At 64.8% G+C, this 20902-nt stretch carries 17 protein-coding genes and 1 pseudogene; 3 read left to right on the top strand and 15 right to left on the bottom strand.

Annotation, left to right across the window (positions count from 1 at the left end; all coding sequences use genetic code 11):
- Positions 1 to 354: 354 nt before the first annotated feature.
- Both tyrS and RHODMAR_RS15150 read right to left on the bottom strand, forming a co-directional pair.
- Positions 355 to 1629, bottom strand: a complete 1275-nt coding sequence (tyrS, locus tag RHODMAR_RS15155) for a tyrosine--tRNA ligase (RefSeq protein ID WP_042939368.1) — start codon at positions 1627 to 1629, stop codon at positions 355 to 357.
- A 30-nt stretch (positions 1630 to 1659) separates the two neighbouring features.
- Entirely contained in the window at positions 1660 to 2292 is a 633-nt protein-coding gene (locus tag RHODMAR_RS15150; protein ID WP_042939366.1) for a DNA-3-methyladenine glycosylase, read from the bottom strand.
- A 60-nt stretch (positions 2293 to 2352) separates the two neighbouring features.
- Between RHODMAR_RS15150 and RHODMAR_RS15145 the strand changes: the two genes are divergently transcribed.
- From RHODMAR_RS15145 to RHODMAR_RS15135, 3 genes are all read left to right on the top strand, one after another.
- Positions 2353 to 3129 carry an ABC transporter ATP-binding protein gene (locus tag RHODMAR_RS15145; protein WP_232433670.1) on the top strand — a complete coding sequence of 259 codons (777 nt, stop codon included), beginning with the start codon at positions 2353 to 2355 and terminating at the stop codon, positions 3127 to 3129.
- Positions 3126 to 3881, top strand: a complete 756-nt coding sequence (locus RHODMAR_RS15140; RefSeq protein ID WP_008715940.1) for an ABC transporter permease — start codon at positions 3126 to 3128, stop codon at positions 3879 to 3881. The genes RHODMAR_RS15145 and RHODMAR_RS15140 overlap by 4 nt, the downstream gene beginning before the upstream one ends.
- 61 nt (positions 3882 to 3942) lie before the next feature.
- Positions 3943 to 4593, top strand: a complete 651-nt coding sequence (locus tag RHODMAR_RS15135) for a TetR/AcrR family transcriptional regulator (protein ID WP_008715939.1) — start codon at positions 3943 to 3945, stop codon at positions 4591 to 4593.
- Between the two features lie 24 nt (positions 4594 to 4617).
- Here the strand turns inward: RHODMAR_RS15135 and RHODMAR_RS15130 are convergent, their stop codons facing one another.
- From RHODMAR_RS15130 to pheS, 13 genes and pseudogenes are all read right to left on the bottom strand, one after another.
- Positions 4618 to 4824, bottom strand: coding sequence for a Trm112 family protein (locus RHODMAR_RS15130; protein WP_042939356.1), 207 nt, complete (start codon positions 4822 to 4824; stop codon positions 4618 to 4620).
- 86 nt (positions 4825 to 4910) lie between these two features.
- On the bottom strand, positions 4911 to 7928 hold the full coding sequence (locus tag RHODMAR_RS15125) for an AMP-binding protein (protein WP_008715938.1): 3018 nt from the start codon (positions 7926 to 7928) through the stop codon (positions 4911 to 4913).
- 108 nt (positions 7929 to 8036) lie between these two features.
- Complete coding sequence (gene argH / locus RHODMAR_RS15120) at positions 8037 to 9485, bottom strand: argininosuccinate lyase (RefSeq protein ID WP_008715937.1); 1449 nt, start codon at positions 9483 to 9485, stop codon at positions 8037 to 8039.
- On the bottom strand, positions 9482 to 10681 hold the full coding sequence (locus tag RHODMAR_RS15115) for an argininosuccinate synthase (RefSeq protein ID WP_008715936.1): 1200 nt from the start codon (positions 10679 to 10681) through the stop codon (positions 9482 to 9484). The genes argH and RHODMAR_RS15115 overlap by 4 nt, the downstream gene beginning before the upstream one ends.
- Positions 10682 to 10732: 51 nt before the next feature.
- Positions 10733 to 11248, bottom strand: coding sequence for an arginine repressor (locus tag RHODMAR_RS15110; RefSeq protein ID WP_008715935.1), 516 nt, complete (start codon positions 11246 to 11248; stop codon positions 10733 to 10735).
- Complete coding sequence (gene argF / locus RHODMAR_RS15105) at positions 11245 to 12180, bottom strand: ornithine carbamoyltransferase (RefSeq protein ID WP_008715934.1); 936 nt, start codon at positions 12178 to 12180, stop codon at positions 11245 to 11247. Before argF ends, RHODMAR_RS15110 begins: the two co-directional genes overlap by 4 nt.
- The gene (locus tag RHODMAR_RS15100) at positions 12177 to 13382 is read right to left on the bottom strand and encodes an acetylornithine transaminase (RefSeq protein ID WP_008715933.1); all 1206 of its coding nucleotides are present in this window, start codon (positions 13380 to 13382) and stop codon (positions 12177 to 12179) included. Before RHODMAR_RS15100 ends, argF begins: the two co-directional genes overlap by 4 nt.
- Positions 13379 to 14293 (bottom strand): acetylglutamate kinase, encoded by a 915-nt coding sequence (gene argB / locus RHODMAR_RS15095; RefSeq protein WP_008715932.1) that lies wholly within the window; start codon positions 14291 to 14293, stop codon positions 13379 to 13381. Before argB ends, RHODMAR_RS15100 begins: the two co-directional genes overlap by 4 nt.
- Positions 14290 to 15527: pseudogene (argJ, locus tag RHODMAR_RS15090) on the bottom strand (bifunctional glutamate N-acetyltransferase/amino-acid acetyltransferase ArgJ). Before argJ ends, argB begins: the two are co-directional and overlap by 4 nt.
- Positions 15524 to 16579 carry an N-acetyl-gamma-glutamyl-phosphate reductase gene (gene argC, locus RHODMAR_RS15085; protein WP_008715929.1) on the bottom strand — a complete coding sequence of 352 codons (1056 nt, stop codon included), beginning with the start codon at positions 16577 to 16579 and terminating at the stop codon, positions 15524 to 15526. The pseudogene argJ and the gene argC overlap by 4 nt, the downstream one beginning before the upstream one ends.
- A 65-nt stretch (positions 16580 to 16644) precedes the next feature.
- Positions 16645 to 17205: a hypothetical protein gene (locus RHODMAR_RS15080; RefSeq protein WP_008715928.1), complete on the bottom strand. Its 561-nt coding sequence runs from the start codon at positions 17203 to 17205 to the stop codon at positions 16645 to 16647.
- A gap of 69 nt (positions 17206 to 17274) precedes the next feature.
- Positions 17275 to 19761, bottom strand: coding sequence for a phenylalanine--tRNA ligase subunit beta (gene pheT, locus RHODMAR_RS15075; protein ID WP_008715927.1), 2487 nt, complete (start codon positions 19759 to 19761; stop codon positions 17275 to 17277).
- A gap of 55 nt (positions 19762 to 19816) precedes the next feature.
- Positions 19817 to 20884, bottom strand: coding sequence for a phenylalanine--tRNA ligase subunit alpha (gene pheS, locus RHODMAR_RS15070; RefSeq protein WP_008715926.1), 1068 nt, complete (start codon positions 20882 to 20884; stop codon positions 19817 to 19819).
- Positions 20885 to 20902: the final 18 nt, after the last annotated feature.

The following is a 20902-nucleotide window of genomic DNA, read 5'->3' as shown; positions in this document are numbered from 1 at the left end:
ATTCATCTACGAGCATAAGCTCGTGCATGTCCGGGGCAACCGTTCCAGCTTAGACCGGATGATCGTGCACGGTCAAACCGGCGTCACATCCGCCGAGAAGTTCGATCCTTTCGGATCCGACATTCTCGGGTTGTACAGGCGAACCGCGCTTCGCTCAGGCCTTGCGGTCTGGGCTGGCGTCCGTGTCGCTCTGACTTGGACAAAGTTACGCCCCGGATAACAACGCGTCAAATCCCCAGGTCGTTTTCACGCAGATCGCGTGAACAGCCTGGTCGCAACCGGTCGGTTACCCGTCGAGCGGGCGTAGAAACCAAATTACATGGATGTGACTCCGGCCACTGCTGACACGAAAAATTAGTCGAGGATCCGCGCACCGGCGAAGTTCCGCTTCCCGCGTCGGACCACCAGCCATCGTCCGTGGAGGAGGTCCTCCGCAGTCGGCGTCCATTCCTCGTCGGCGATCTTGACGTTGTTGACCGATGCGCCACCTTCTTTGACTGCCCTTCTGGCAGCACCCTTGCTGTCACTCAGGCCGGTGGCGACGAGTAGATCGACGATCGTCTGCGGCAAGCCGGACGCGATGTCGGCAACGGACGCTTCCTGCAGAGCGGCGGCGAGGGTCGACTCGTCGAGATCTGCGAGTTCCGCGCGCCCGAACAGAGCCTGACTGGCCAGCTCGACCGATCGAGTCGCTGCCTCCCCGTGCACGAGCGTGGTCATCTCGGCGGCCAGTCGCTTCTGCGCTTCGCGCGCCTGGGGACGCTCTGCAGTCGCCACGTCCAGCTCTGCCAGCTCCTCCTTCGACAGGAAGGTGAACCAGCGCAGGTACTTCACGACATCCGTGTCGCCGGTATTGACGAAGTACTGGTACCAGGCGTATGGGCTCGTCATCTCGGGGTCGAGCCACAAGCTTCCACCACCGGTGGATTTGCCGAACTTCTTGCCGTCGGCCGAGGTGACCAGGGGAACCGTCAGTGCGTGAACCGACTCAGCGTCCTGCCTCCTGTTCAGCTCCACCCCGGCGATGATGTTTCCCCACTGGTCCGAGCCGCCGATCTGCAGACTGCAGCCGTATTTTCGGCGAAGCTGCACGTAGTCGTTGGCCTGCAACAGCATGTAGCTGAACTCGGTGTACGACATCCCGTCGCTTTCGAGCCTGGTCTTCACCGTGTCGCGAGCCAGCATCACGTTGATCGAGAAGTGCTTGCCGATGTCCCGGAGGAAATCGATGGCGGACAACTCCCCTGTCCACGAAAGATTGTCGACCACGACCGCGCCGGTGGGACTGTCGTTCAACTCCACGAAGCGCTCGAGCTGACCGCGGATACGCGATGCCCACTCTGTGACGACCTCGGGTGAATTCATGGTCCGCTCCCCCACGTCGCGCGGATCACCGATGAGTCCGGTCGCGCCGCCGGCAAGAATGATCGGCCGATGCCCGGCCCGCTGGAACCGCTTCAGTGCCAGCAACGGCACAAGGTGCCCTGCATGCAACGACGGACCCGTCGGATCGAAACCCGAATAGAGCGTGATCGGACCCTCGGACGCTGCTTTCCGCAGATCGTCCGCATCGGTGGACTGTGCGATCAGTCCGCGCCAGGTCATTTCGTCGATGATGTTTTCACTCACGAGGTACATCTTCCCGCACGACCACGTCGGTCAACGCTCGGGCTCATCGGCGACGGACGCACGCGGGCTTCGCCGGTAGGCCGACACTGCCGGCGATCCTTGTGTCCAGAACCGCCATGGACGATCGGCGGCCAGGCTCACCCCAACGCGCGGACCGCATCCGACAGCACTGCCCTTCAGCGGACGGCCTCGGAGTTGGAGCGTGACAGGCGCCGAATCGTCGAACATGTCGGTTCCGTTGTCGACCAAGCCGACCCCCAGCGCTTTCCCGAGATTGCCCGGGCCACTTGCCCCACCTCTGGCAGATCGTCCGGCACTTCCGCGCCTGCTGTCGACGAGCTCATGGCCCGCTGTCACCTCACCCGCCCGAAGCAATACTGCTGCCGCTGTCCCGACCGGGCCGCAGGTGACGTTGATGCACACATGCATGCCGTAACTCAGGTAGACGTACAGGTGTCCAGCCGGCCCGAACATGACCTCGTTGCGAGCGGTGGGTCCGCGAAACGAATGCGACGCCGGGTCCGGCCAAGGACCGTCGGCCGGACCGCCGTAAGCCTCCACCTCGTCGATACGAACTACCACCTCCCCTGCGGTCACGATGCCTCCGAGCAATCGCACGGCGACATCGACGGGCCGGCCACGCTCGAGATCTCGCACATCCACTCCCACATGATGCCGCCCCTTGACCTATGGGCCAATGCCGGTCTATAAATTCACCACACGATGATTTCATTGCTTGGTGAATTTCAGGAGGTCGATATGCCCGACGTCTACCAGCACGCCGTCGAGATCGAACGGTTGACGGTGCGGCGCGGCGGCCGACCCGTACTTCGGGACGTGGATATGACGATTCCCCGAGGAACCATCACCGGCCTGCTCGGTCCTTCGGGCTGCGGAAAAACGACGCTGATGCGGGCGATCGTCGGTACGCAGATCGTCCGGAGTGGATCGGTGACCGTTCTGGGTTCACCAGCCGGGTCCAGCGTTCTGCGCAGCAAGGTCGGCTACGTCACCCAGGCTCCGAGCGTCTACCTGGATCTGACTGTTCGTGAGAACGTCCAGTACTTCGGGGCCATGTACGGTCGCCGGGCACCGGAGGTGGCCGCGGCTATCGATTCGGTCGGCCTGACGGACTGGACCTCCTCGCGAGCGGGGCAACTTTCCGGTGGACAGCTCGGACGAGTGTCACTGGCGAGCGCGTTGGTCGCAGAGCCCGAGTTGATCGTCCTCGACGAACCGACCGTCGGACTCGATCCTGTCCTGCGCGCCGAACTCTGGTCGCGATTCGCCGACATCGCCGCAGCCGGGACAACGATCCTGGTGTCCAGCCACGTCATGGACGAAGCCGAGCACTGCAGTTCACTCATCCTCATGCGCGAAGGGTCCGTCCTGGCTCAGTCGAGTCCAGAAGAATTGCTCACCCGGACCAACGAGACGAGCCTCGAACATGCGTTCCTGACTCTCATCGAATCGACCCAGATCACCGGAGCACAGGCATGAACATGCAGATATACGCCGCCGGAACCGGCCGGATCCTTCGCCAACTCCGGTCCGACCACCGAACGGTCGCGATGATCCTGTTGGTGCCCACCCTGCTGATGGTGCTGCTGTACTTCCTCTACGAAGACGTACCGACCGCGCCAGGACAGCAATCGCTGTTCGACCGAATCGCGATCACCATGCTCGGGGTCCTGCCATTCGTCGTCATGTTCCTCATCACGTCGATCGCGATGCAACGCGAAAGAACCTCCGGGACACTGGAAAGACTGTTGACCACCCCGATGTCGAAGCTCGATCTTCTCGTGAGCTACGGATCGGCGTTCTCACTCGCTGCAGTCGCGCAGGCCATCCTCGCCTGCACGGTCGCATTCGGGTTGCTCGGTTTGACCACAGCCGGACCCATTGCCTGGGTAGTGCTGATCGCCGTGCTCGACGCGATGCTCGGTGTGGCGATCGGACTGCTGTGCAGCGCATTTGCCCGGACCGAGTTCCAAGCGGTGCAGTTCATGCCGCTCGTGGTGCTACCTCAGCTGTTTCTGTGCGGCCTGCTGGTTCCCCGTGACCAGATGCCGGACTGGCTACACGCCATCAGCAACGTCCTCCCCCTCACCTACCCGGTGAATGCCCTGCAGCAGATCTCTCTCGAGTCCGCCGTGACCGTAGAAATGGGAAGAGACCTTGCGGTAGTCGGCAGCTGTACCGTCCTTGCACTGTGCGCCGCTGCCGCCACGCTGCGTCGAAGAACGCCGTGAGCGTCGCACCACCTGTGCACACCGAAGGACCCGACACGACCCCCGGCGTGGATCATCGGGCATGGTTGTGCCGGTGGTGAACGAAACCGATAATTCCCAGACAAGATCCGGTCGTCGGCCGGGCCGATCAGGCACCCGCGACACGATCCTGGCCTCGGCCAGAGGACTGTTCGCCCAACATGGATTCGACAAGACCTCGGTGCGCGCCATCGCCGCCGACGCGGGCGTCGACTCCGCCCTGATCCACCACTATTTCGGCACCAAACGGGACCTGTTCGTGGCGTCGATCGCGCTTCCGATCGACCCGAGCGACACCCTCCGACAAGTTCTGTCCGTGGACACCGACGACCTGGGTCGAGCGCTCCTCACCGGCGTACTCGGAGTGTGGGAGTCCGAGAACAGCGACGCCGTCATCGCCGCGTTTCGCACGATGATCTCCAGCGGAGACCCCGCGCTACTCAGAACATTTCTCATGCAGGTGGTGCTTCGAGACATCGCCACCCGCGTCGACGACCCAGCAGGGTCGGCTCTCGAACGCGTCAACCTGGTGGCCGCTCAAATGTCCGGCCTGCTGCTGAGCCGCCACATTCTGAAGTTGGAACCACTCGCCTCGATGCCCGCCGAGCGCGTCGTCGACTGGGTGGCCCCAACGCTGCAGCGCTACCTCACCGGGCCCCTGCCGGTGGGACACGGATCCGAAGAGAGCTCGTGAACGGCGAGCCCCGATAGTCGCGTATCAGGACCGAGCGCGCGCGAGAATGGCGTCGTGCTCGGCGTCGTCCACATCGCGGGCATCGTCGGCAAGTAGAACGGGGATGCCGTTCGCGATGGGATACGCGCGCCGCAGCCGGGGGTTGTAGAGCAACTCGCCGTCGACCAACAGCAGCGGCCCCTTGTCCACAGGGCAGGCAAGAATGGAGAGCAGTGTCTGATCGATCGCCACGAGTGTCCTTTGTTCGCCTCCGGCCCAGCCGGAGTCATGTACTGGGTTACGGTACCCAACGCCGCCGAAGCGCCGACGAACCGCAGCTACGACGACACCTTTGCTCGGTCGGAGGTGTCGACGAATCTTTCTGCCACAACGGCTTTGGTCAGTCTTCGATAGGTGTTCGACTCCTCGTCGTAGAACCATGACCGCGCGCTCGGCACAGGGATGCCTGCTTCCTTCAATGCCGTCGCGTTCGGACGGTATGCGCGACCCACCGGGATCTCGGGCACCACGTGCACGATCCCCGGGCGCTCCGCAGGAAGCAGTGCACCGAGAGCGTCCGTCAGTGCACGCGCCGTGATCACTGCCTCCGGTTGCAGTGAGATGGCGCAGACTGCGACCTCGGTAGCACTCGCCTCGACGCGAACCGATCGTGGCCGATCGACAGCGACGCGCACTCCGTAGACCACAGCCGAATCGACCTGGTCGAGATCCCCTACCGCGTCGACGATGGGCTGCGTGTACACCGGACCGCAGGTTGATCGCACAACCGTGTCCTTACGGTCGATGAGCCAGTAATCTCCCTCGGAATCGCGGCGGAACAAATTCTCGGTGGGGATCCATGCGTCCGTGGGCTCGAAAACTCCCCGCATGACGTGGCTCGTCGCTTCGCCCTCTCCGCTGGGCCGACCGAGTAGCAGCCCGATCTCGTTGTCTCGACACTGCCGGACGAAGCCGTCGTCGTCCTCTTCGAGTCGGCCGGTGATCGGGTCGTAGGCCGCCAGGGCGACGCGAGCACTGCCGGGCAAGGGACGGCCCTTCGAGCCGATTTTCGAACCCGCCACGTTGGCCAGAATCACATCGTTCTCGGTCGATGCGTAGAACTCGAGCACCCGGGCCGGGCTGAACCGTGCCAGCGTGCGTCGCCACAGTCCCACCGGCATCCCGGAGCCGATGAACAGACGTACCGGATGGCCGGAATCGACCGGGAAACGGCCATCGTCGAGGATCTGCCGCATCATCGTCCAGGTGTAACTCACCACGGTGACGCCGTAACGGTAGACCTCTTCGCTGAACCGTTCGGGATCGAGACCACGAGAGAGCGCAATGCGTGATCCGCCTGCGAGCGCACCACCGATCGTGACGAGTATTCCAGCCGAATGATGCAGCGGGGCAAGGCAATACACGGTATCGCCAGGACCGAGCGCGGCGGTTGTTGCGGTTCCGAAGGCCGACAACGCCCAGCGATAATTGGTGATGTAGCGAGGCTCGAGGCCACGGTCGGTCGTGGTGAACAGGATCATTGCCAGTTCACGAGCGCGACCGGGATCGGGCTCGTACCACTGAGGTAGACGCACCGAGTCGGGATCGATGGCCTCGAGGTCGGTCACCTCGTACCCCGAGGGGATGTCCAGTGTGCGAGTGTCACCGCCGCCGAGGACCAACACATTCGGTACCACCGGGACTGCAGCCGCGGCGTTGTCGGGATCTGCGATCACGGTGTCGACGTCGACGGTCCGCAATACTGCTGCCAGGTCACTGCCCGGCTGCAACAGAACCGGCACTGCACCGATGCGCGAGAGTGCGGCCATTGCAGCCAACGCGCTCGGCCGCGTCTCCATCAACACTCCGATGCGTGACGCGGGCCGTACACCGACGCTGATCAGACCGCGCACCACATTGTCGATGCGAACGTTCACCGCATCGTAGGTGTGCACTCGGTCGTCGAACAGGAAGCATTCACCGTTGGGAGACTTGCGTCCTTGCTCGGCAATCAAGCGGCCCAACGAAACTCGACTGTGCGGTTGCATCTGACCGAGCCGCGCCAGTCGTGGCAACGTACGCACGGCCTCGGACGAGATTTCTCGGGTACCACGCACCGCACCGGTGGCCGCCGATGCCAGCCCACGGCCGACGCCGACGCCGACCTCGGCGATGGAGGCGGCCGTATGGATCAGTCGGTTGGTGATCGACACTCCGCTGTCGGTGTCGCTGTGATCCTCACGCTCCATCGGGCGGACCGCCTCGGGCTTGGGTCCGAGGTTCTCGCGCCACCGAATCCAGTTTCCCGTGGTCGGCCACGTCTGCGCAGCCGCAGTGCTGCCGACCACCAGGCCGAAGTGACCGGCGCGCAACGTGGTTTCGAAGACCTGGGCGCGCGGCGCAGCGCGTTGAATGCCGCGCACAGCCAACGGTTGACCGATGTCGTCGACCTCGCCGACGAAGGCCAACACCGGCACCGTGAGTTCGGCCAGAGTCAACAATCGGTCCCTGATGGCGAACCCGCCGGTCATCATGCGATTGTGAACGACGAACTGCTTCAACAACTCCGCCACGGCAGGCCCGGACCAGGCCACCCACCCGTCCATCGCCAGAAAGCGTCGCTGCGGCTCGCGGGGCAACAGCGCCTCACGGTCGTGCAACTGACGCAGGAAGTCCAACCTCGACCGCACGGTCTTCGCCGGATCGAGCAACTGAAATCCCGTCCGCGCCATCCAACCCGATACGGCAAGCCGGGTGAACACGTGATCGGCCAGGAACTCCGCGCCCCGCGTGGCCACGCCAGCCGGGATCCCCAGCGGTAATCCGGCCAACGTGTCGACCGGAGCACCGAAGGTGATGAGGCTGGCGAGGTTTCGCCCACCACGGTAGGCGGCCGCCTGGTAGCAGAACATTCCACCCTGAGAGTACCCACCGAGATGGACGTCACGTCCGGTGTACTCGTGCACCTTGTCGACGACCTCACTGATGGCCACGACATGGTCGGCGAGAGTGCGGCTCCACCCACCCTCTTCGGTATCGGGCGAACCGAAATCGACCACCCACGGATCGAGACCCATGCCGTGCAGGATTCCGGCGGCCCCCTGGTCGGTGGTGACGTCGTAGACATCCGCGGAGACCATCATCGGCGGAATGAGCACCACCGGAGGGCTGTCCGCAGGCACATCGTCGGGGAAGTAGCGCCGAAGCCGATACATCGGCTCTCGGTCCATCACCCGAAACGGCGACGGATCCACCTCGGTTTCGAGACCACCCAGACGGATGACCTCGAGACCGTTCTGCGCCGTGGCGATGGCACGACGTAGTGGACCGCGTACGGCGTCTGCATTCAGTCCCACAAACTCACTCCTGCGTTCGGCCCGACAGAACGACCGGCATCGATCTTCGTGTGACGAAAGCCTCTCACATCACACTCGAGGAGACCGGCGTGGATATCGATTGCTCTCTCAGTGCCGCAACACCGGCACCTCGGCCCACGCACGCAGTGCCGACGCCGACGCCCGCACCCCACCGAGCTGGCTTGCCACCTGCACCGCTGCGGTCCCACCGCGCGAATCGCGCGACGAGATGGAACCTTCCACCGTCAGCACCTCGCGAACATCGGGAGTGAGCGCCGGATCGATAGCGGACAGTTCGTCGTCGGTCAGATCGACCAGCCCGACGCCACGCGCCTCGGCCGCTCGGACGCACGCTCCGGCCGCCTCGTGGGCAACCCGGAACGCAATCCCCTGCCGCACCATCCATTCGGCGATATCGGTGGCAAGTGTGAATCCCGCCGGTGCCAGCTCGGCCATGCGATCGGTGTGGAACTCGAGGGTCGCCGTCAACCCGGTGATCGCCGGGAGCAACAGCTCGAGCTGCGCCACCGAATCGAAGACCGGCTCCTTGTCTTCCTGAAGATCGCGGTTGTAGGCCAACGGTTGAGCTTTCAGCGTGGCCAGCAAGCCGGTCAGATTACCGATCAATCGCCCCGTCTTGCCGCGGGTCAGCTCGGCAACGTCCGGGTTCTTCTTCTGCGGCATGATCGAGCTACCTGTCGACCAGGCGTCGGCGAGGGTCACGTAGCCGTATTCGGGGGTACTCCACGAGATGACCTCTTCGGCGAACCGGGAGAGATCGACCGCGGTCATCGCCAGCACGAACGCCGCCTCGGCCGCGAAGTCTCGGGAAGACGTGGCGTCGATCGAGTTTTCGGCGGACGCGTCGAACCCGAGCTCGGCCGCGATCTTCTCCGGACTCAATCCGAGAGACGAACCGGCGAGAGCGCCGGAACCGTACGGCGACACCGCTGCTCGCTTGTCGAAATCGGCGAACCGCTGCACATCACGCAGCAGTGGATGGGTGTGCGCGAGCAGATGGTGCGCCAACAACACCGGCTGGGCCGCCTGCGAATGAGTCTTGCCCGGCATGACGGCGGTCGGGTGCGCCGCGGCCTGTGTCGCCAGGGCGTCGACCACATCGAGAACACCGACCGACACTCGCCGAACTGCGTCGCGTAGCCACATCCGGAACAGCGTCGCCACCTGGTCGTTTCGCGAACGGCCGGCCCGCAGCCGCCCACCGACCTCGGGTCCGACGCGATCGATGAGGCCGCGTTCGAGAGCACCGTGCACGTCCTCGTCCGATTCGGCTGCCGCGAACACACCCGAGGCGACATCGTCGGCGAGGCGCTGCAAACCGTCGAGCATCGTCTCGAGATCCTGCGGGGTGAGCAATCCAGCACCGTTGAGCACTCGGGCGTGCGCCATCGACGCCCGGATGTCGTAGGGGGCGAGAACCCAGTCGAAGTGGGTCGACTTGCTCAGAGCCGCCATCGCCGCGGCCGGCCCCGATGCGAATCTGCCGCCCCAGAGCGAACCCTCGTTGGTTCCATGCGAGCTTTCCGAATTCGTCACAGGCCCAGGTCCCGCTTCGCAGCGATCTTCGAAGACAGCCCGTGCAGCTGAACGAAACCCTTCGCCGCGGACTGGTCGAACGTGTCGCCCTCGTCGTAGGTGGCCAGATTGAAGTCGTAGAGCGATTCGCCACTGCGACGACCGTTGACGATGATGCCGCCGGCGTGCAGAACCAGGCGAATATCGCCGGAGACGTGTTCCTGGGTGTGTGCCGTGAACGTGTCGAGAGCACCCTTGAGCGGGGAGTACCACAGACCGTCGTACACCAATTCGGCCCATTTCTGGTCGGTGTGACGTTTGTAGCGACCCAGTTCGCGCTCGAGGGTCACGTGCTCGAGTTCCTCGTGCGCGCGAATGAGCACCATGGCACCGGGAGCCTCGTAGATCTCACGACTCTTGATGCCGACCAACCGATCCTCGACCACGTCGAGGCGTCCGACGCCCTGCGCTCCCGCGCGAGTGTTGAGTTCCTGGATCGCTTCGAGTACCGAGACCGGACGACCGTCGATCGCGACGGGACGCCCCTTGTCGAACGAGACGATGAGTTCGTCCGGGGCCTGGAAGTTGACCGTCGGATCCTCGGTGTAGTCGTAGACATCCTTGGTGGGTGCGTTCCACAAGTCCTCGAGGAAACCGGTTTCCACCGCGCGACCCCAGACGTTCTGGTCGATCGAAAACGGCGACTTGGTGGTCACGTTGATCGGAATGTCGTTCTCTTCGGCGAACTTGATGGCCTTCTCGCGGGTCCACGCGTAGTCACGTACCGGTGCCAGCACCTCGAGTTCGGGGGCGAGGGTGTTGAAGCCGACCTCGAACCGAACCTGGTCGTTTCCCTTGCCCGTGCATCCGTGCGCGACGACGGTTCCGCCGTGGGCCCGTGCGTTCTCGACGAGGTGCTTGACGATGAGCGGACGGCTGATGGCCGACACCAGCGGGTATCGATCCATGTACAACGCGTTGGACTGCACCGTCGGCAGGCAGTACTCCTCGGCGAACTCGTTCTTGGCATCGACGACGACGGATTCGACGGCGCCGCAATCGAGTGCTCGCTGACGCACGATCTCCATGTCTTCACCGCCCTGGCCGAGATCGATCGCCACGGCGACGACCTCCTTACCGGTCTCCTTCCCGATCCAACTGATCGCGACGGAGGTGTCCAGTCCGCCGGAGTAGGCGAGGATGACGCGTTCGGCCATGGTGTTCGAGCTCCTTCGTTGTTCTTGTTGCACGTGATGGGTAGCCGGTACTCAGTTCCCGCGTCGAGCAAGCTTCTCTATCTTGTCGGCGACTTCGCCACCGGTGAGCGGTTCGCGCGCGATGAGCAATATCGTGTCGTCGCCGGCGATGGTGCCCACGATCTCGGGTAGCGCAGCCCGATCCAGTGCGCTGGCGAGGTAGTGCGCCGCACCGGGTGGCGTTCGGAGCACAGCCTGATTTCCGCTGTGATCGGTGGACACCAACAGCTCCCCCAGCAATCTCAGCAGGCGGTCGGTGCCGCCGGATACTCCGCGGACGGGGCTGCCGTCCTCGGGCACGACGTACACCCCGACTCCACCGTCGGGGGCGCGCAGTTTCACCGCACCCAGTTCTTCGAGGTCACGCGACAACGTCGCCTGCGTGGTGTCGATTCCCTCGGCTGCGAGCAAGGACGCCAACTGCGGTTGACTGCGCACCGGGTGCGTGGCCAGCAACGCGATGATCCGCGCCTGCCTGCCCGCGCGGGTCGATGCGGTCAGCGGCACCGCAGTGGCGTCTTCTTTCACGGTCGTCGCGCCTGTTCCAGAAGCCACACCAGCAGCGCCTTCTGCGCGTGCAGGCGGTTCTCGGCCTCGTCCCAGACGACGCTCTGCGGGCCGTCGAGCACCTCGTCGGTGATCTCCTCGCCGCGATGTGCAGGGAGGCAATGCAGCACGACGGCGTCCGATTGCGCCTTGGACAGCAGGTCGGAGTCGATTCGATAGGGCCGGAACGGAGCAACTCGATCGAGCCCGTCGTTCTCCTGACCCATCGACGTCCAGGTGTCGGTGACCAGCGCGTCGGCTCCCGAGGCGGCCTCGGCCGGGTCCTCGGTGATGGTGATGGTGGCACCGGTCTCCTCGGCTCGCGCACGGGCGGCGTCGAGGACGTAGCCGAGTGGGACGAACTCCTTGGGAGCGGCGATCCTGACGTTCAGCCCTGCCGTCACTCCGCCGATGAGCAACGAATGCGACATGTTGTTCGCCCCGTCACCGAAGTAGGCCAGTGTGCGGCCCCGGAGATCTCCCTTGTGCTCGATCAGGGTCTGCAGATCGGCCAGCACCTGGCACGGGTGGAACTCGTTGGACAGGGCGTTGACGATCGGAATCGTTGCACCCGTGGCCATCTGCTCGAGCCGCTTCTGCCCGAACGTGCGCCACACCACCGCCTCGACGTAGCGCGAGAGCACCCGGCCGGTGTCCTGCAGCGTCTCCTCACGACCCAATTGGGTATCGCGGCCCGTCACGACCACCGCATGGCCACCCAATTGCGCGATGCCCATCTCGAAGGAGAAGCGGGTGCGCGTCGAGTTCTTCTCGAAGATGACACCGATTCCTTTCGGTCCTTCGAGAGGACGCTTGGAGAAGGGCGCGCGCTTGAGTTCGGCTGCCAGGGCGAGGATCTCACCCTGCTGCTGTGGGGTGATGTCGTCGTCCCGAAGGAAATGCTGAACCGTCATGGCTGATGAGCCTCCTGTGCTGCGTCGAGAATTGCCGGTAGCGCCGCCACGAACGACGCAGCTTGTTCTTCGGTGATGATCAACGGTGGTGCGAGCCGGAGCACATCGGGCTGGGCTGCGTTGAGGAGGAAGCCTGCCTCGCGTGCGGCCGCCTCGGCCGCCGGTGCCACGGCCGCGGTGAGCACCACGCCGAGAAGCAACCCCGAACCCCGGACATGGCTCACGAGAGGATGTTCGAGATTGTCGATGGAGTGCGCGATCGTCTTGCCGATGCTGTCCGCGTGCGAGAGCAGATCCTCGTCCGCGATGGTGCGCAGCACCGCCAGTGCCGCCGCAGCACACACCGGATTTCCACCGAAGGTGGTCCCGTGCTTGCCCGGATGCAGCAACTCTCCCGCAGCTCCGATACCGATGCAGGCACCGATGGGCAGGCCACCACCCAAGCCCTTGGCCAGGGTGATGACATCGGGCACGATGCCGACCGACTGATGGGCGTAGAACCACCCGGTACGGCCGATACCGGTCTGCACTTCGTCGAGGACGAGCAACGCACCGTGCTTCGCGGTGATCTCGCGCGCGGCGAGAAGATATCCCTCCGGCGGAACCACCACGCCTCCTTCACCCATGATGGGTTCGAGAAACACTGCGGCAGTGTCGGAATCGACGGCTGCTTCGAGCGCCGCAACGTCGCCGTACGGCACGTGCTGCACTCCGGCGGGCATCGGCTCGAACGGGATTCGCTTGTCTGCTTGGCCGGTGAGCGCCAGCGCGCCCATCGTCCGCCCGTGAAAGGACTTCTCGGCCGCCACAATGTTGGGACGACCCGTCAGCCGCGCGATCTTGAATGCCGCCTCGTTGGCCTCGGTCCCGGAGTTGCACAGAAACACTCGTCCGGTTGCCCCGGCACCGAGGTGCGCGAGCAGCTGCTCGGCCAACGCGATTCCGGGCTCGGTCGCATACAGATTCGAGGTGTGGCCCAGGGTGGACAGCTGAGTGGTGACCGCCTCGATCACCGCGGGATGCGCGTGGCCGAGAATGTTGACGGCGATACCGGCGAGCAGGTCGAGATACTGCTTGCCGTCGGCGTCCGTCAGCACCGCACCCTCGCCCCGGACGAGCGCCACGCGCGGCACCCCGTAATTGTCCATCAACGAGTTCGACCACCGCTGTTGCAGATCGACTGTGGCCTCTGTGCCGGTCATAGCGTGACTCCTGACGTAGAAGGACGATCGGGGGTGACCATGGTGCCGATTCCCTCGCCGGTGAACAGTTCCACCAGGACGGAATGTTCGACGCGGCCGTCGATGACATGAGCCGTCGGCACACCCGCTTGCACGGCACGCAGGCACGCTTCCATTTTCGGCACCATCCCGGCGTCGAGCGAGGGCAGTAACGTCTCGAGTGCAGACACATCGATCTCGGAGGCCAACGAGCTGCGATCGGGCCACGCGGTGTAGAGCCCCTCGACATCGGTGAGAACGACCAACTTCTCGGCACCGATGGCACTCGCCAGCGCGGCTGCCGCGGTGTCTGCATTGATGTTGTGCACCACACCGTCCCGGTCCGGAGCGATGGTCGACACCACCGGGATCCGGCCTGCGGCAATGAGATCGAAGATCGCCGCCGGGTCGACCGAGGTGACGTCTCCGACCAATCCGATATCGGTCGCGGTGCCGTCGACCAGGACGGTGCGCCGGGTCGCGGTGAACAGGTGCGCATCCTCACCGGAGATGCCGACCGCGTACGGACCGTGACTGTTGATCAGGCCGACGAGTTCACGTCCGACCTGGCCGAACAGAACCATCCGAACGACGTCCATCACCTCGGGCGTGGTGACTCGGAAGCCGCCGCGGAACTCACCGGCCAGCCCGAGCCTGGTCAACATGGCCGAGATCTGCGGGCCACCACCGTGTACGACCACGGGATGGATTCCGACGGTACGCAGGAAAACCATGTCGGCAGCGAACGCCCGTTTGAGATTCTCGTCGATCATGGCGTTGCCGCCGTACTTCACCACGACGGTCTTGCCCGCGAAGCGCTGCAGCCAGGGCAGGGCCTCTGCCAGCGTGAACGCCTTCTGCGCAGCCGTGAGTTCCAGTGCGGCCGAGGTCATGACGAGTAGGCCGAGTTCTCTTCGACGTACGCGTGCGAAAGATCCGTGGTTCGGATGGAGGCCGAACCGGAGCCGAGACCGAGATCGATGGTCACCGCAACGTCGACACCGGACAGGTCCACATCCCGCGCCCCCGGCGCGCCCACGCCGTCGATGCACACCGCGTTACCGTTGAACGAGACGGCAATTCGATCGGGATCGAGCTCGATCGGAGCGATGCCGATCGCAGCGAGCACCCGCCCCCAGTTGGGATCCGAACCGAACAGCGCAGTCTTGGTCAAACTGTCCCTGGCAACAGCCCGCGCGCCGACCAGAGCATCGTCCTCGGACACCGCACCCGAGACGGTGATCTTCACCCGCTTCGTCACGCCCTCGGCGTCGGCCATCATCTGATCGGCAAGGTCCTCGCACACTGCCAGTACCGCAGCGTCGAGTTCGTCCTGCGACGGAGCCACTCCGCTGGCCCCGGAGGAGAGCAACAACACGGTGTCGTTGGTCGAGGTCGCTCCGTCCACATCGAGCCGGTCGTACGACAACCGGGTCGCCGCCCGCAACGCCGTGTCGAGCTGTTCCGCGGTGGCGACGGCGTCGGTGGTGATGACACTGAGCATCGTGGCCAACGACGGAGCCAGCATGCCTGCGCCTTTCGCCATGCCGCCGACGTTCCACTTGTCGGCATGATGGATCGCCGCTTGCTTGGGCACGGTATCGGTGGTCATGATCGCGTGCGCCGCATCGGTACCACCGGAGATTCCGCCCGCCAGTTCGTGGACGACCTCGGTCACACCGGGCAACAGCTTGTCCATCGGCAGCCGATCACCGATCAGACCCGTCGAACACACGGCAACCTCGATCGCCCCCGTCTCGGAACCCCAATTGCTCAGTGCTGACGCAACTTCCTCTGCCGTGCGGTGCGCATCCTAGAAACGGGGGCCCCCGTGCAGGCGTTGGCACCACCGGAATTGAGAATCACAGCACGCAAACGTCCGGTGGAAAGCACTTGCTGCGACCACAGCACCGGCGCAGCCTTGACCTTGTTGCGGGTGAACACACCCGCCGCCGCGAAATCGGGACCCTCGTTGAACACCAGAGCCAGATCCGACCTACCACTGACCTTGATACCGGCAGGAATTCCCGCGGCACGGAAACCTGCGGGCGAGGTGACACCTTGAGTGCGGACCAGCTTTCCCGCTACTTTGCCGACGGCCTCCGACTCGTCCTGAAGGCTGCTCATGGTGCCACTCCTACGGTAGAGAGACCCTCGGTCTCGGTAATTCCCAGTGCAAGATTCATGGATTGGACAGCAGCTCCCGCCGTGCCCTTGGCCAAGTTGTCGATAGCCGCGATCACGACCAGCAGGCCCGCGTCCGCATCGACGGACACACTCATCTGTACAGCGTTCGATCCCATGACCGAACCGGTCTGCGGGAGTCGCCCGGCAGGAAGCACATGCACGAACGGCTCTGCAGCGTAGGCCTTTTCGTATACCTCGACGGCCTGCTCCTGAGTGGCAGTGGTGATCGCGGTGCACGTGGCCAGGATTCCGCGAGGCATCGGCGCAAGAACCGGCGTGAACGACACCGTGACAGCACTCCCGGCGACTGCCGAGAGGTTCTGCACGATCTCGGGTGTGTGCCGGTGGGCACCGGCAATGGCGTACGCCCGAACCGATCCCATCACCTCCGAGCCCAGAAGTTCTGCTTTCGGAGCTCGACCGGCACCCGAACTGCCACTGACAGCAACGATATTGACGCGAGGCTCGATGATGCCGGCAGCGACGGCAGGCGCGAGCGCGAGGGACGACACCGTCGGATAGCACCCGGGAACTGCGATGCGGGTTGCGCCGACCAGCTGCTCACGGCAGCCCGGCAACTCGGGCAGTCCGTACGGCCAACTCCCCGCGTGCGGGCTGTTGTAGTACTTCTCCCACGCCTCGCCGTCGGTGAGACGGAAGTCGGCGCCGCAATCGATGATCAGCACCGACTCGGGCAATTGCAGAGCGAGCTCGGCGGACTTGCCGTGCGGAAGCCCCAGGAACACCACATCGTGCCCGGCCAGCTCGTCGACGGTGGTGGGGCCGAGCACACGGTCGGCGAGGGGCAAGAGATGCGGATGAAATTCGCCCAGCGTGGCACCGGCATTGCCGCCGGCCGTCAGCGATCCGATGACCAGCGAACCGTCGCGCACCGCAGGGTGCCCGAGCAGAAGCCGAAGAATCTCACCACCGGCATAACCGCTTGCGCCTGCCACCGCGATACGCCTCGGCGTGGCCTCCGAAATAGTCATGCGGTTTATTATGCAGCATCATGCAAGCTCATTCATGGCTGGGTGGGTGTACCCCGCCCGGCGTGTCAGCTTCCGCCCATGGACTTGCGGATTTCGTCGAGCTTGCGCCGACCCGCTTCCTGCCGTTCGCTCCACTGCTCGTCGAGGTCGCGGCCGGCCCGAGAGTCCTCGTCCAACTCCTGCGCCCCGGCAGCGGTGCCCGAGCGATGCTCCACCTTGTCTCGCACGCCGTCCCAGGTCGGCACGCCGGAATCGGTGAAGTCACCGACCACGCCGCCGATAGATCCGCCGCCGGCAGCGCCGAGCGGATCATCGACCAGCTCCGCCTCGATGATCCCCGGCACAGTGCCGCCGAGGGGAGCCCCGGGCGGCGGATCCCCGAGCGGCTGATCGATTCGCGGCTTCGTGACCTTCGGAACATCGACATCGGGAACCGTCCCCGGCGCTGATGCGGGATCAGGCACAGTGCGACCGGGCGTAGCGGGCTCGGCGGTGCTCAACTCGGCAGCAAGAGCCGACGCTGCAGCCGCAACCGGGGCGAGCTGTGGCCGACCCGCGACCGCCGCGAGGACATCCTGCACCACCTGCAAGTCGGACGCAGTGCCGTCAACTTCGGATTCACTCATCTGCTACTCCAGTCGTCGTGACCACTCGTGACTCCACGCTACGGACACGACTGCCCGGGGGTGGACCGATCAGCTCCGCAGCTGGGCTCCGACCGCCTTCGATGCAGCCTCCACCGCTGCGTCGCGAGCGGCAGTCGCCTGATCCTCGGTCAAGGTGCCGTCGGTCCCACGGAACCGCAATGCGAAGGCCAGCGACTTGCGTCCTTCGCCGACCTGTTCACCGTCGTAGACGTCGAACAACCGGATCGACTCGAGCAAGTCGCCGCCGCCGATCGTGAGCGCGGCTTCCACGGAGGCCGCCGGCACGGACGCGTCGACCACTACGGCTACGTCCTGCAGCACCGCCGGATACGGCGACACCTCGGGGGCAGGGAGCGATTCGACCACGGGGAGAGCACTCAGACTGAGCTCGACGGCACACGTGCGCGGCGGCAGGCCGGCGCGTTCGAGGACCGCCGGGTGCAGTTCACCTGCATACCCGACGACCTCGCCGTCGAGCAGAACCTCGGCACACCGACCCGGATGCCACGGAAGGTGCTGTGCAGCTCGAAGATCGACGTTCACGCCGGCCGCCTCGGCAACCGTGCGTACCGCTGCGAACGCGTCCGCAGCTTCGGCGGCGCGTCCCGGCCCCCACGGACCCGTGAACTCACGCTGCCCGGTGAGCACAAGACCCACATGCACCGGCTGCGCAGGCAGCGAACCGCGAAGCATGGCTATCTGATCGTCGGTAGGACGACGGTCGACCGGCAATGCCTCCACCGCGGCGGTGGCATCGTCTCGGAGCACCACCTGGGCTATTCCGAACAGCGAGACATCTCGCTGACCGCGGGCGACGTTCCTACCGAGCATCTCGAGCAGACCGGGGAGCACCGTCGTCGCGAGCTCTGGACGGTCGGCCTCGAGCGGGTTGAGCACCGAGGTGGTCTCGCGCCGAGAATCGTCCGCCGCGAGGCCCCAGGTGTCGAAAACACCCTTGGGGAGAAACACTGGGGGCAACACCTCGACGTACCCGGCAAACGCGAGTGCCTTGCCGACGGCGCGCCGTCGCTTCTGTTCCGCGGTGAGGCCACGACCGCCGGGAGCAGAGGGTAGTACCGAGGGAATCTTTTCGAGTCCCTCGAGCCGCAGCACCTCTTCTACCAGGTCGGCGCTCTGCACCAGATCCGGTCGCCAGGACGGCGGCGAGACGATCAGCTGGCCGTGCCCGGCGTCGTCGACCGACACCTCGACTCGGCATCCGATCTGTGTCAACCGTCGAGCCGCGGTCCCGTTGGGGTACTCCACACCGGCAATCCGGTCCGGCAGATCGAAGTCCATCGTGACCGAGGGGTATTCGGTTGCCTCCCCGATGTCGGTCAGCACGGGCTCGATCCGACCACCCGCGATCTCGACCAGTAGCTGTGCAGCACGATCGAGCGCCGCGACCGGAAGAGCAGAGTCCACGGTTCGTTCGAAACGCTTGCTTGCCTCGCTCGAGAGCTTGTGCCGACGCCCGGTTCTGAACACCGCGAGCGGATCGAACGACGCCGCCTCGAGGACGACCTCGGTGGTCGAGTCATCGACCTCGGTGGACAACCCGCCCATCACACCCGCGAGCGAAATCGCTCCCGATCCGTCGGCGATGACGACGTCCTCAGGATCGAGCGAACGCTCGACACCATCCAGCGTGGTCAGCTTCTCCCCCGCTGTCGCACGGCGCACGACTATGCCGCCGTCCAGCTTGGCAGCATCGAAGGCGTGCAGTGGCTGCCCGAGTTCGTGGAGCACGTAATTGGTGACATCGACCGCCGCGGAGATGGGGCGTACGCCGGCCAGGAGCAAACGACGCTGAATCCACCACGGAGTCGTTGCTGTCGGATCGATACCGACGACCTTGCGCAAGGCGAATCGCGACGCGCCCGACGTCGGTTCGACGGTGGCAGACCACGCGTCACCGGTGACCTCGGTGGCGACCGTGCGCGCCGGGTCCACGTACGGCAGATCGAAACTGCACGCCAGTTCACGGGCGAGACCGCGGACGGAGAAGGCGTAGCCACGATCTGGGGTGACATTGAGCTCGATGACCGAATCCTGCAGGCCAAGAACTGCTTTCGCGTCGTCACCCGGGTCGGCTGTACCGTCGGGCAGCACCAGAATTCCGGAGTGGTCTCGGCCGAGTCCGAGCTCGAGCGTCGAACAGATCATGCCGTTGGAGTTGCGGCCGTACGTCTTGCGCGATGCGATGGCGAACCCCCCGGGCAGAACGCTGCCCGGCAGAGCGGCCACGATCAGATCGCCCTCTTCGAAATTTCGCGCTCCGCAGACAATTTCCTGCGGCTCGTCGGTTCCGACGTCCACCAGGCAGAAACGAATCGGCTTCTTGAACTCGGTCAGCTCTTCGATCGAGCTCACCCGGCCCACCACCAGCGGTCCGGCCACATTGTCCAGGGCCTCGAGCTCCTCGACCTCGAACCCGACCCGTACGAAACCGGCGTCGAGTTCCTCGGGCGAGACAGCCCAGTCGGGCGTCCCCGCGTGCAGAACCTCGGTCAGCCAGGATTGTGGGACTCGCACGTGTACTCAGCTCTTTCTTGTATCCGAGAAGAAGTGGGGTGGTTGTGAAGAAGCGTCAGGCCTGAACACCGAAGGGCAGCGTGAACCTGACGTCGCCTTCGACGATGTCTCGCATGTCCGGGATGTCGTTGCGGAACTGCAGCGTCCGCTCCAGGCCCATGCCGAACGCGAAACCGGTGTACACCTCGGGGTCGATACCGCTGGCCTGCAACACCTTCGGGTTGACCATTCCGCAGCCACCCCACTCGACCCAACCTGCCCCGCCCTTCTTCTTCGGGAACCACACGTCGACCTCGGCCGACGGCTCCGTGAACGGGAAGTAATTGGGCCGCATACGAGTGCGGGTGTCATCGCCGAACAACGCTTTCGCGAACGCATCCAGCGTTCCGCGCAGATGCGCCATGGTCAGGCCCTTGTCGATGGCGAGGCCCTCCACCTGATGGAACACCGGAGTGTGCGTCGTATCGAGCTCGTCCGTGCGAAACGTTCGTCCCGGGCAGACCACGTAGATCGGCAGCTCGCGCGAGAGCATCGAACGCACCTGCACCGGCGAAGTATGGGTACGCAATACCTGGCGTGATCCCTCGGGTGCGATGTGGAACGTGTCCTGCATCGTGCGCGCCGGATGGTCGGGCAGGAAATTGAGCGCATCGAAGTTGAAATGCTCGGTCTCGACCTCGGGGCCTTCTTCGACCTCCCAGCCCATCCCCACGAACACATCTGCCACCTGCTCGGCGATGATCGTGATGGGGTGCCGGGCGCCGACCGGAGCTCGATCGGTGGGCAGCGTCACGTCGATCGTTTCTGCCACCAGGATGGCCGCGTCGCGCTGTTCCGACAGCACGACGCGTCGCTCGTCGAACGCCTTCTGCACTCGGTCACGCGCTGCTTTGACGCGTTTGCCCGCGTCCGCCTTCTGCTCACCCGGTAGCGCACCGAGCGCACGCTGCGCCAGCGCCAGCGGAGCCTTTCCACCCACGTGATCGGCCTTGACCTTGGTCAGAGCATCGAGATCCGACGCGTCGGCGAACGCCTGCTCGGCCGAATCCACCGCGGATCCGAGCGCAGACTCCTCCAGAACGCTCGGATCCACCGGCTCGGGTCCGACATCTTTCTTCGCCACGACAGCAGCACTCCTCGA

It is taken from the genome of Rhodococcus sp. AW25M09, assembly GCF_000333955.1.
In the GTDB taxonomy this organism is placed as follows: Bacteria; Actinomycetota; Actinomycetes; order Mycobacteriales; family Mycobacteriaceae; genus Rhodococcoides.
Note: the sequence above shows the minus strand (reverse complement) of the source record. Positions and strands in the feature narration are given on the sequence as shown.

Bases quoted from the DNA above. Each gene is read 5' to 3' on its own strand.
- argC (WP_008715929.1), bottom strand. From the start codon at position 16,579: ATGACTATTTCGGAGGCCACGCCGAGGCGTATCGCGGTGGCAGGCGCA.
- RHODMAR_RS15080 (WP_008715928.1), bottom strand. From the start codon at position 17,205: ATGAGTGAATCCGAAGTTGACGGCACTGCGTCCGACTTGCAGGTGGTG.
- RHODMAR_RS15100 (WP_008715933.1), bottom strand. From the start codon at position 13,382: ATGACCGGCACAGAGGCCACAGTCGATCTGCAACAGCGGTGGTCGAAC.
- argB (WP_008715932.1), bottom strand. From the start codon at position 14,293: ATGACCTCGGCCGCACTGGAACTCACGGCTGCGCAGAAGGCGTTCACG.
- argF (WP_008715934.1), bottom strand. From the start codon at position 12,180: ATGACGGTTCAGCATTTCCTTCGGGACGACGACATCACCCCACAGCAG.
- RHODMAR_RS15145 (WP_232433670.1), top strand. From the start codon at position 2,353: ATGATTTCATTGCTTGGTGAATTTCAGGAGGTCGATATGCCCGACGTC.
- RHODMAR_RS15115 (WP_008715936.1), bottom strand. From the start codon at position 10,681: ATGGCCGAACGCGTCATCCTCGCCTACTCCGGCGGACTGGACACCTCC.
- RHODMAR_RS15135 (WP_008715939.1), top strand. From the start codon at position 3,943: ATGGTTGTGCCGGTGGTGAACGAAACCGATAATTCCCAGACAAGATCC.
- RHODMAR_RS15140 (WP_008715940.1), top strand. From the start codon at position 3,126: ATGAACATGCAGATATACGCCGCCGGAACCGGCCGGATCCTTCGCCAA.